At 37.4% G+C, this 10,139-nt stretch carries 14 protein-coding genes; 12 read left to right on the top strand and 2 right to left on the bottom strand.

The window, feature by feature from the left end; genetic code table 11:
• Positions 1–723 precede the first annotated feature (723 nt).
• On the top strand, positions 724–1,806 hold the full coding sequence (locus QMD21_06185; protein MDI6856353.1) for a hypothetical protein: 1,083 nt from the start codon (positions 724–726) through the stop codon (positions 1,804–1,806).
• Here QMD21_06185 and QMD21_06180 read toward each other — a convergent pair.
• Positions 1,792–2,130: a hypothetical protein gene (locus tag QMD21_06180; GenBank protein ID MDI6856352.1), complete on the bottom strand. Its 339-nt coding sequence runs from the start codon at positions 2,128–2,130 to the stop codon at positions 1,792–1,794. The two genes, QMD21_06185 and QMD21_06180, sit on opposite strands and share 15 nt — an antisense overlap.
• 85 nt (positions 2,131–2,215) lie before the next feature.
• On the opposite strand from QMD21_06180, the gene QMD21_06175 reads away from it, so the two are divergent.
• The 11 genes from QMD21_06175 to QMD21_06125 all read left to right on the top strand — a co-directional run bounded on the left by QMD21_06175 (position 2,216) and on the right by QMD21_06125 (position 9,435).
• Positions 2,216–2,779, top strand: coding sequence for a 2-oxoacid:acceptor oxidoreductase family protein (locus QMD21_06175; protein ID MDI6856351.1), 564 nt, complete (start codon positions 2,216–2,218; stop codon positions 2,777–2,779).
• Between the two features lie 47 nt (positions 2,780–2,826).
• Positions 2,827–4,083, top strand: coding sequence for a tRNA pseudouridine(54/55) synthase Pus10 (locus QMD21_06170; GenBank protein ID MDI6856350.1), 1,257 nt, complete (start codon positions 2,827–2,829; stop codon positions 4,081–4,083).
• Entirely contained in the window at positions 4,067–4,363 is a 297-nt protein-coding gene (locus tag QMD21_06165) for a 50S ribosomal protein L21e (protein MDI6856349.1), read from the top strand. The genes QMD21_06170 and QMD21_06165 overlap by 17 nt, the downstream gene beginning before the upstream one ends.
• Complete coding sequence (locus QMD21_06160; GenBank protein MDI6856348.1) at positions 4,360–4,674, top strand: RNA polymerase Rpb4 family protein; 315 nt, start codon at positions 4,360–4,362, stop codon at positions 4,672–4,674. The genes QMD21_06165 and QMD21_06160 overlap by 4 nt, the downstream gene beginning before the upstream one ends.
• 10 nt (positions 4,675–4,684) lie before the next feature.
• Entirely contained in the window at positions 4,685–5,248 is a 564-nt protein-coding gene (locus QMD21_06155) for a DUF655 domain-containing protein (protein MDI6856347.1), read from the top strand.
• A complete protein-coding gene (rsmA, locus tag QMD21_06150) occupies positions 5,245–6,036 on the top strand; it encodes a 16S rRNA (adenine(1518)-N(6)/adenine(1519)-N(6))-dimethyltransferase RsmA (protein ID MDI6856346.1) in 792 nt (263 codons plus the stop codon). The genes QMD21_06155 and rsmA overlap by 4 nt, the downstream gene beginning before the upstream one ends.
• A gap of 28 nt (positions 6,037–6,064) precedes the next feature.
• Entirely contained in the window at positions 6,065–6,259 is a 195-nt protein-coding gene (locus QMD21_06145; GenBank protein ID MDI6856345.1) for a hypothetical protein, read from the top strand.
• A 41-nt stretch (positions 6,260–6,300) separates the two neighbouring features.
• Positions 6,301–7,065: an ATP/GTP-binding protein gene (locus QMD21_06140; GenBank protein ID MDI6856344.1), complete on the top strand. Its 765-nt coding sequence runs from the start codon at positions 6,301–6,303 to the stop codon at positions 7,063–7,065.
• A 46-nt stretch (positions 7,066–7,111) separates the two neighbouring features.
• The gene (gene argF / locus QMD21_06135; protein ID MDI6856343.1) at positions 7,112–8,002 is read left to right on the top strand and encodes an ornithine carbamoyltransferase; all 891 of its coding nucleotides are present in this window, start codon (positions 7,112–7,114) and stop codon (positions 8,000–8,002) included.
• Complete coding sequence (locus tag QMD21_06130; GenBank protein MDI6856342.1) at positions 8,003–8,758, top strand: radical SAM protein; 756 nt, start codon at positions 8,003–8,005, stop codon at positions 8,756–8,758.
• A 443-nt stretch (positions 8,759–9,201) separates the two neighbouring features.
• Positions 9,202–9,435 (top strand): hypothetical protein, encoded by a 234-nt coding sequence (locus QMD21_06125; GenBank protein MDI6856341.1) that lies wholly within the window; start codon positions 9,202–9,204, stop codon positions 9,433–9,435.
• 100 nt (positions 9,436–9,535) lie between these two features.
• Here the strand turns inward: QMD21_06125 and QMD21_06120 are convergent, their stop codons facing one another.
• On the bottom strand, positions 9,536–10,003 hold the full coding sequence (locus QMD21_06120; protein MDI6856340.1) for a type IV pilin: 468 nt from the start codon (positions 10,001–10,003) through the stop codon (positions 9,536–9,538).
• Positions 10,004–10,139 lie beyond the last annotated feature (136 nt).

The following is a 10,139-nucleotide window of genomic DNA, read 5'->3' as shown; positions in this document are numbered from 1 at the left end:
GCGATGAAAGTTTAAAAAAATTTGAGAAAGAACCTTTTATCAAAATTTACGATGATGGCTTTACGCAAGTTTATAAAATAGCGTGGTGTTAAATGTAATGTAAACCTAGATCGGTAACATTTGACTATTTGAATATAATTGGGCTGGTATTCCTCCTATACCTAGATGCCATCTATCAAAGTTATACCAGTGTTGAAACTCCGAAATCAGATTTTCTGCATTTTCGAACACTTTATCAATTCTTAAGAATTCTTCATTAAATATTCGAACACAACGTTCTACCTTGCCTTTCGCCTCTATAATTATGCAAATTTTCTCTTACCTCCGATTGTAAAGGGTCCGCGAATGTCTATCTGCCATAATTGGTCTGGCTACTCGGCTCTGAAGTACCTCCAATGCCTTAATTCACCATAAGGACTACCATTTCTCCCGTGTTTTTTAAGGACATTGTTTACCGTTTGTCTGCTTATCTTAATACATTCCCATTCTCTATCCAGAACTTTCTCAAAAAGATATTTTATGTAATTGGGTGGAGACTCTAGATTTATTTTAATTCTCTGAGTTCCCCAATTAAAAGAGTCTCTAAGAATAATTATGGCATCCCTTTTCACCAATGGCAAAATAGACAATAACTCCAAAATGTTACCGATGTCTATTTACTTTACAGTTACGAAAGATATATTTACCAAGAATGATATTTAAAATAGAGTGTGTGGTGTTAGTATGACAAAAGAAGAAGATTATAGAGGCAGGAACGCTTTAGCTGATGCAATAGATAATACAATTGAGTGCAAACTGAAAACTTTAGAGAGTAGAATTCTATTGATGCTTGAAAAGCTTGCGAAAAGAGTGGAGGTTTTAGAAGGAGTAGTGCAAGCGCCAATACCATTACAAACTAAATATGAGCTTATCAAGCCACAAACTGTGATTGGTAAGGTTGGCGGTAGAAAGCTCTATCGTGAAGTAGTTGATTGTGTAAAGCAATGGGGTAGCGGAAGGAAATTCAAGCTTAGGGAGCTAGCAGAGGTACTAGAAACCAAGGTTGAGGGCTTTAGCAAGCTTGCAAGTACTACTAAAAAAGAGCTTACAAGAACTTATCTTAGCATGCTTAAGAGCTTAGGCGAGGCTAAATTTTGCAGAGCTACAGGCACTTGGGAGCTTGGCGAAGGCGGAAAAAAACATTTTGAAGTTGTAGAGCCTAAAATAGTACTTATGAAGAATAAAAGTTTTGCAGTCTATAAAGAAGTTGTAGACCACATTATCAAATGGGGTGAGAACAAAAAATTTACGCTTCGCGAACTTGTTGAGGAACTTGAAAATAGTGTCGCAGGTTGGGGCGGTTTGCAAGAAACCACTTTAAGAAGCTATGCGTCAGTGCATTTAAGATACATTAAAAGTCAAAATAAAGCGCGTAATATTGTAGGTGAAAGAGCTTGGGTTATAACTAAAGAGCCTTCTCTAGCGCCCGAGCAATATAAAGTAGAAACTATCGGTAAGCCTAGAAGGAAAGTGCTCGGGTATGTTAGGCGCAATCCAATCCATCAAGACGTATTAGTTAAAATAATTTCTAAACTGAAAGATTCGCAAAATTTCAACTCTAAAAAGGTTAGAGATATAATTGATTCTGAGCGCTCAGAAACCTCAGACGAGACTAGAAGGTGTCTGACTTACGCTTATTTAAAATATTTAGAAAGTAACAAAATTGCAGTTAAAACTGAGGAAGGCTATAAAATAATCAATACAGAGCTTATTGAGCAGGACAAAGAGCCCAGGTACGAAACACCATCGCTGTTAGAAGATATTTGAGCTAATATTCTTTACTCTAAATCTATCTTTTAATTCGCCCCTTTTGCCAGGGTTCCATTGCTCTATATTACTGAAAAAGCCAGTCACTCTTGTCATCTTAACTACATTCTTACCATGGGTAAGCTCTTTTAATATTAGAGCCTCGCTCCATTTGTCTATGTTAGCTAAATCAAGTCTTATGCAACTATTCCATCGTCTGCTCCTTAGATATAGATAATTTTTTTTATTAAACTCTTCCATATCGATGTTTTCTATGTTATCTTTGCTCCACTCTATGTCATCTTCACTATTCACTAGAAAATTTTCTAGCTCTATAATATTCATTTTTTAGTTTATAATATATCGCTAATCAAATAAAGCTTACGGTAATAGACGTTAACTTTATTTTAGCTCTAACCAATTTTAATTTGTGCTAGAAGTTAGATTTCATGGGCGTGGTGGGCAAGGAGCTGCTACCGCAGCTAATATTTTAGCAGATGCTTGCTTTAGAGAAGGTAAACATGTGCAGAGCTTCCCTTATTTTGGTGTAGAGCGAAGAGGCGCACCTGTAACAGCATACACAAGAATAGATGACAAGCCTATAAGAATAAAATCGCAAATTTACGAGCCTGATTGCGTTGTGGTGCTAGATCAAGCTCTTTTCGGTACAACTAACGTTACTGAGGGATTGTTAAAGGGTGGCCTGCTTTTGATTAATACTAACAAGTCTTGCGAAGAACTTAGAAAATCATTAGCTCAGAATATTAGATTAGCTGTTATAAATGCAACTGAAATTGCACTTGAATACAATCTAGGCACAAGAGTAGCGCCTATAGTCAATACTGCAATTGTAGGCGCTTTCGCTAAAGTGAGTGAAATTGTAAAGCTAGAATCTGTGCTTGAGGCGATAAAAGAGATAGCGCCAAGCAAGAAAGAAGAGAATGCAAATGCAGCAAGGGATGCTTACGAAAGAGTGAAATTCTATACTATATAAATATCTTTAGAAAAATATTTGTTAGCGCTGTCTGTTTATTATGGGTAATGGCACTTGTTATCGACGGCATAGAGCGTATAGAAAACCAGCTGTGCGACAGATGCTTGGGAAGACTGTTTGGAAAGTTAGGACACGGGTTTAATAACGAGACAAGAGGCCGGGCCATAAGGTACGCACTCAAAAATAATATCTATACTATGAATGAAGAAGATATTATCCAATATAGCGAGCTCTCTGCTCAGCGAAAAGAATGTGCGCTATGTAAAAATCTATTTGATGAAATTGAAAATTTTGCAGAACTGATAATTGAGAAACTAAAACATTACGAGTTCAATACTTTCCTAATAGGCTCTAAAGTAGATAAAGAAATAACAGATAAGGAGGAAGAGCTTTGGAAAGAGTTTGGGTTAAGCTATGCAGAGCCTATAAAAACAGAAATTAATCGTGAAGTTGGCAAAATTGTAAGTTCAAAGATTGGTAAAGAAGCAGATTTCAAAGCCCCTGAGATTACTGCAATAATCGATACTAGATATGATTATGTTGAGGTAATATCATCGCCATTATTTATATATGGAAGATATAGGAAGCTAGTTCGTGATATTCCTCAGACAAAATGGCCTTGTAAAAGATGCTTTGGCAAAGGTTGCGAATATTGCAATTTCAAAGGTAAAATTTATAGTAGTAGTGTAGAAGAGATTATTGCAGGTAGAGTTATGGAAATTACTAAAGGTGAGGCGCACAAACTTCACGGGCTTGGTAGAGAAGACGTTGATGCAAGAGTGTTAGGTAGCGGAAGACCTTTTATTCTAGAAATAAAAGCGCCTAAAAATAGATTTGTAGATTTAGCCAAGCTAGAGCAGGAAATTAACAAGCTAGGAAAAGACTGCGTAGAGATTTCTGAGCTTAGATTCACAAATTTTAAAGAGGTAGTGGAAATAAAAGGGTCAAAAGCTCCTAAGATATATAGAGTTGAGCTAGAATTTGAAGCGCCTATAGATGAGCAAAAAATTAAAGAGTTAGAGAGTAGATTTAGCAATTTAAGTATACTTCAGCGCACACCGCTGAGAGTAGCGCATCGAAGAGCTGATAAAGTCAGGGAAAGAAAAGTACTCGAGCTTAAAGTAGAAAGTGCAAAGCCGACAAGCGCAAAGCTACTAATTAAATGCGAGGCTGGCTTGTATATAAAAGAATTAGTCACGGGCGATGAAGATAGAACAAAGCCAAGCATAGCTGAATTGTTAGGAAAGAAAGCTTGGGTTAAAGAGCTCGACGTGGTAGGTGTAGAATATGGTAAAAGCTTCTAAAGGACTAAGGTCAAAAACAAGAAAGAAATTATCTAAGTGCGCAAGAGCTCGTGGACTAGCGCCAATAACTAGAGCTCTGCAGAGCTTCAGAGTTGGCGAAAGAGCCGCTATAAATATAGATCCTGGCGTGCATAAAGGCATGCCTCATCCTAAATTTCAAGGAGTTACTGGCATTGTCAAGGGCAGGCAAGGTGGTAGTTATCTGATAGCAATACCAAATGGTAATAAAGAAAAACTTGTAATTGCAGCGCCAGAGCATTTAAAGAAAACTAAAAAATGAAATATCTTACTTTACCACAGGTAAAGAAATTGCTAGAGAAAGCGCAGAAAGAGCGCGAGCTATCTTATATCCAAAAGTTAGCTTTAGAGCAAGCACAAAAGCTTTCAAAGCTTACTCTAACCAAATCAGAAAGTTTAGTTGAAGAACTTAAGAAAATAGAGCGTATCACAGAGCCCTTGGCTTATAAAATTGCGGATTTGCTACCTTCGACACTCAAAGAGCTAAGAGCTGTTTTCGTAAAAGAGCGGTTTAGTTTAAGCTCTGAAGAGCTTAATAGTATTTTAGAGCTTGTGAAGAAGTATAAGGGGTAACAATAAAAAAATGGAGGATTATGTTTATATTTTGGATTATTTAGCAGTAGCCTTGTCAGTCCCAGGAAGAGCTTTCAGAAGAGCGCCCTCAGCTTACGGAATAGGCGAGTTCGAGTTCAAGCTTCTGGAACTAGAGCCTAAGCCCAACGTTACATTACAGCTCAGTGAAAGAGTGTATGTGGGAAAAGATATTGAAAAACGTGAAAAAATAGCTAGGGTTAAAAGGAGAATAAGTTATGAAAATCTTACAACTACTGCTAAAAAAGAGCTCCCTTTTGTACTATCGCAGATTGTTAAATCTCAGGAAGCACGGTTTGTAACTTTTTATAACGAGTCTGCACCTGTGACTACAAGATTCCATTCTTTACAACTATTGCCAGGCTTGGGAGGTAAAACTCTAGAATCTGTTCTGGAAGAGCGTAACAAAGCAAAATTCCAAAGTTTTGAAGATATTGCAAAAAGAACTATGCTCAAGCATCCTGACAGAGCTGTTGTTAAAAGGGTAGAGCTTGAACTTTCAAATCCTTCTGAAAAATATTTCTTGTTTGTACATCGCCCTAAGAGAGAGGGATGAGAGCGGCTTTAGGATTGAGAGCATTCAAGCGCCTAGGACAGAATTTTTTAATAGATGAAAAAATTGCTGAGCGCATTGTGAGCTATGCCAATTTAAGTTCTAAAGATATAGTGCTAGAAATAGGTCCTGGGCTCGGCATGCTCACTGAACGAATTGCTAAAAAAGCGAAATGCATAATAGGAGTTGAGAAAGACAAAAGACTGGTAGAGCATTTAAAAGCCAAGAAGATACAGAATTTAAAGATTATTAATGAAGATTCTCTTAAAATTAAGTTTCCTAAATTCAATAAAATCGTTTCTAATCTGCCTTATCAGATATCTTCGCAATTAACTTTTAAAATTCTAAACTATAAATTTGAGAAAGCGATACTTTGCTATCAGAAAGAATTTGCGTATAGGTTAGTGGCACAGCCCTATTACAAAGATTATTCAAGACTGACTGTAAATATCTATTACAAAGCAAACTGCAGAATATTAGAGATTGTACCGAAGAGCGCATTCTATCCTCAGCCTAAAGTAGAAAGTGCGGTAGTTGAGCTTGTCCCTCGTAAAGCGAAGCCTTTTGAGTTGGTTAACGAGCAGCTATTTTACGATTTAGTCAACATCTGCTTTTCGCACAGACGTAAAAAGATATCTTCTATAATATCTAACAACTGGCAGAAATTTTTCAAAACTGAGTTAGAAGCGAAAAAAGTAGTTCCAGTGCTGGAATTTAAAGATTGCAGGATTGAGGAGCTAGCGCCCCAAAAAATTGCGAAGCTCGCAAATCAAATTGCAAGATTTTATTAATCTGTAAAACGATTTTTTAAAAAGGACGATGAAAGAGCAATTATGCGAAGTCTTGAATTGCAATAAGCCAGCAGTAAGATCATTATCTCTAAAGAAACTTTCAGCAATTGGCTTATCTTTCAAATCTGAGCGAAGGAGAGTAGCTATATGCAAGGAGCATTATAAAATTTACAAGAAGAAGACTAAAAAGGAAAGGGAAATTGAGAGGCTTACTTGGGACTGAGATGCGCTAATATTTTATTATTGGATTCATATTAACAGTTTATGGCAGTGCTTCTTTATTTAGTGGGTACAGCAGGCTCAGGCAAATCGTATCTCACACATACTTTTACTAGGTGGATGGAGCTTAACAAATATTATGCTGTACCTGTGAATTTAGATCCTGGTGCGGAGGCTTTGCCGTATAATCCTGAAATAGATATTAGAGATTTGCTTTCTTTAACACAGGTAATGGAAGAATATTCTCTAGGACCTAATGCTGCACAAATTGTATGTGCTGATTTACTAGTGCTCAAAATAGAAGGGCTAAAGAAAGAGCTTGAGGGCTACGAATGCGACTATTTTATAATTGATACCCCAGGCCAAATTGAGCTTTTCGCTTTTAGAGAGAGTAGTAAACAGATAGTTGAAAAGTTAGGTGGTAATCCTTTAATAGCCTATCTTTTCGACCCTTTGCTCGCTAGAACGCCGGCTGGCTTCGTTTCTCAGGTAATGCTTAGCGCAACAGTCCAGTTTAGGTTTGCAGTTCCAGCTGTGAATTTATTGAGTAAATGCGACTTGCTGAAGGAAGAAGAACTTGATAGAATGAAAAAATGGGTTGAAGAGCCTTACCAGCTATTAGAAGAGGCTATAGCGCAAGAGCCTTCCATGCAGAAACAGCTCAGTATAGAGCTTTTTAAAGTATTTGAAGGGCTAAGCGCTTATAAAACATTCACTCCAATTTCTTCAGTGAATTTTTTTGGAATGGAAGATTTGTACAGTGCTATTCAACAAGTGTTTTATGGCGGCGAAGAGCTAGAGGAAAGGTAGAGCTTTGAGCGAAAAGGCTTTACTCCCTCTAGCTAATTCTATGATTATGAAAAGGGATCTGCTTTCAGTACTTGACGTGAAAGAAGATTTACTTGAGATTTTAGAAATTGCTAAGCAGTTGAAAAGGAGAAAAACAGAAAAATTAAAAAACAAAACTTTAGCGCTATTATTTGAGAAACCTTCTTTAAGAACTCGCGTGAGTTTAGAGTTAGCAATGAAGCAGCTCGGCGGTGACGCGATCTATTTAGCTCCTCAAGATATTCAAATTGGTAAAAGGGAAAGTGTTAAAGACATAGCTCAAAATCTCTCTTTGTGGGTAAATGCTATTGCTGTAAGAACATTTTCACATAAAACTGCGGTTGAGCTTGCTAAATACGCAAGTATTCCTGTAATAAATGCGCTAGATGACTTAGAACATCCATGCCAGATAATAGCAGATCTGCTCACAATAAAGGAGAGAAAGCGAGAACTCAAAGGGTTAAAGCTTGCCTGGGTTGGAGACGGTAATAACGTATGCAATTCTTTAATTTTAGGCTCTGCACTTGTTGGTATTGAAATGAGCATTGCAACTCCCAAAGGCTACGAGCCAAACGTAGAAATATTAAGAAAGGCAAAAAGGCTCTTTGCTAAAATAGAGCTTACCACAATACCACAGCACGCTGTAAAAAACGCAGATATTGTTTATACAGATACGTGGGTATCGATGGGTATGGAAGCTGAAAGAGAGCTTCGCGAAAAAGTTTTTCAGCCCTATCAGGTGAACTCAAAACTATTAGCGCATGCTAAAAAAGATTGTATTGTAATGCACTGCCTGCCTGCACATAGAGGTTATGAAATTACTAATGATGTTATTGATGGCAGGAACTCTGTTGTTTTAGAGCAGGCTGAAAATAGATTGCATGCTCAGAAGGCTATTCTTCTGAAATTATTGAAATAAATGTATGACCCTATTAAGCTAAGCGCTAAAATAGAGAAATTAGTTGTTAAAGGTAATGAGCGCAAATATTACAGGTTCAGACCTGCACGATGGTACGGCGGTATTGTTACAGGCGACGTAATTGGTTGCAATCTGTATTGCGCATTCTGCTGGTTTAGTGATATTGCTCGTGAGAAGCCTCAACTTGTAGGCAGATTTTACTCTCCTGACAGCGCTTTCTCTATAATAGATACAATTGCAAAAAAGCGCAAATATAGCCAAATACGTTTGAGCGGCGGCGAACCTACTATTGGTGGAGAGCATCTCTTAGAACTGTTAAGATTGATTGATAAAACAGAATATTCTTTTATTTTAGAGACCAACGGTCTTTTGATAGGCTACGACAAAAATTACGCGCAAAGTTTAGCGCAATTTAAAAATTTACATGCAAGAGTTTCCTTTAAAGGTACTAACGAGCAAGAGTTTTCTTATTTAACGGGCGCTAGACCTGAGTTCTTCTCACTACAATTAAAAGCACTTGAAAATTTACTTAATACAAAAGTTTCTTTTCATCCTGCAGTAATGATATCTTTTTCCAAGCCCGAGAATTTTGACAAGCTGAAATTAAAATTTAGTGAGATATCTCAGGAACTAGCTGAGAGTGTGGAAATAGAAGAATTGATTCTCTATTCCCATGTTGCTAAAAGATTAGAAAAGAAAGGAGTAAAATGGAGAACTAGCTATAAGCCTAACAGAGTGCCGAGAGAGTTGGTGTGAGAATATTAGATACTGTGAAAAAACAAAATTAAAAGTAAAAGTTAAGTACTATGACATCCTCGCTGACCTAAAGGTCAGCGTTTCCGGTGAGCATTAGCTAAATCGTGGCGATGTAAGTTGTTAGTACTGGCTTGCTTGTTCTTTCACATATGTTCTGGCTGTATCTAGGTCTACATCACTCACTGTTCTTCCAAAATTACCAGAGCTCCAGAAATGTCACTTAGGATAGCGCAGTCTAAATCTCGGCTCGAGTCTAAAGAGCTCCCATTCTAAGTGGTACACATACACTCCCTTGCCATGGCTATAACTAACTAATTCCATTCAAAAACTAAAAGAATACAAAGGAATGTAAAACATTCCTTTTATTTAAAAGGAAGCTATGCTTCCTTTGTAAAGCTAAAGCTTGCAGTTTCCTCGCGTGATCGGTATAGAAATTCCTAAATTTGCAAAAACCATCAAAGAGCAAATCAAGAAAGAAATTTTTGGTTGTTGATCAAGGGCTTAGGAACGCTCTGCTAAAAGAGTACGAAATAAAAATTGAAAATGTGAGTTTCGTTTTGAAGAAAGACAAACATCTTGTGCTTATAGAAGTTAAATACTCAGACAAACCAGTAGTTACAAAAGCTTTTGCAGAATTTATTTTAGAGCTTGACTTAAGAGAACTAAGCTTAGTCTGAAAACTTGTTTTGAAGTACGCCGAAAATACTTTCACTCATTCAAAGGCCACAATATCTACTGAGAATAATAAGTATTTTAATGGTAGAAAGAGCAACTACTCTACAGATTGACTAGATACCAACCTTGACCGCTCGGTGTATGAACAAGCTGGAACGTCGAGCCAGGTGTTGCAAGACCGCCGTGTGCGTTATCTTTTATCCATATAACATCCCCACCTGATACGAGACCATCTTGGGATACATCTCTAAACATTACGCCGCTCGCGCCATACTTACTATAGATCTCTGCAAGGGTGCCATTACCCAAGAGTTTGCCAGCCGCGTCTTTCAAAACGTATTGTATACCAGCCGGACTCACTCCGCCACCTTCTACTGGTACTGACTTAATTTCTATTTGATGCCCAGATGCGTATGTGCTAAGCGTAGCGCTCATCGGGGGCGCCGTCTTTACTCTCCCAAAAAATCCAACCACCCAGAGATATACAATAGCAGCTAAAACTACTGTTATCGCCACCATCAAGATTACGCCGATGACTGGCGATACCGCTTCTTTTTCGTTTATTTTCATCTTGTTCGCTACTCCACTTTTTTCCTTTTTATTAGAAAAAGTTATGGAAATATGTCCTAATATATTTTTCTATTATGTCAGAAGGGTGTTGGAAAATTATCCCTGAGAGCATATCCTTCCTTTTAAATTTTTAAGT

The sequence above is a fragment of the Candidatus Thermoplasmatota archaeon genome, from assembly GCA_030018475.1.
Taxonomy (GTDB): Archaea; Thermoplasmatota; JASEFT01; order JASEFT01; family JASEFT01; genus JASEFT01.
This window is presented reverse-complemented; position numbering and strand designations above follow the sequence as displayed.

Coding starts and splice junctions, on each gene's coding strand:
- QMD21_06185 (MDI6856353.1), top strand. CDS start 724: ATGACAAAAGAAGAAGATTATAGAGGCAGGAACGCTTTAGCTGATGCA.
- QMD21_06180 (MDI6856352.1), bottom strand. CDS start 2,130: ATGAATATTATAGAGCTAGAAAATTTTCTAGTGAATAGTGAAGATGAC.
- QMD21_06170 (MDI6856350.1), top strand. CDS start 2,827: ATGGCACTTGTTATCGACGGCATAGAGCGTATAGAAAACCAGCTGTGC.
- QMD21_06165 (MDI6856349.1), top strand. CDS start 4,067: ATGGTAAAAGCTTCTAAAGGACTAAGGTCAAAAACAAGAAAGAAATTA.
- QMD21_06160 (MDI6856348.1), top strand. CDS start 4,360: ATGAAATATCTTACTTTACCACAGGTAAAGAAATTGCTAGAGAAAGCG.
- QMD21_06155 (MDI6856347.1), top strand. CDS start 4,685: ATGGAGGATTATGTTTATATTTTGGATTATTTAGCAGTAGCCTTGTCA.
- rsmA (MDI6856346.1), top strand. CDS start 5,245: ATGAGAGCGGCTTTAGGATTGAGAGCATTCAAGCGCCTAGGACAGAAT.
- QMD21_06145 (MDI6856345.1), top strand. CDS start 6,065: ATGAAAGAGCAATTATGCGAAGTCTTGAATTGCAATAAGCCAGCAGTA.
- QMD21_06140 (MDI6856344.1), top strand. CDS start 6,301: ATGGCAGTGCTTCTTTATTTAGTGGGTACAGCAGGCTCAGGCAAATCG.
- argF (MDI6856343.1), top strand. CDS start 7,112: ATGAAAAGGGATCTGCTTTCAGTACTTGACGTGAAAGAAGATTTACTT.
- QMD21_06130 (MDI6856342.1), top strand. CDS start 8,003: ATGTATGACCCTATTAAGCTAAGCGCTAAAATAGAGAAATTAGTTGTT.
- QMD21_06120 (MDI6856340.1), bottom strand. CDS start 10,003: ATGAAAATAAACGAAAAAGAAGCGGTATCGCCAGTCATCGGCGTAATC.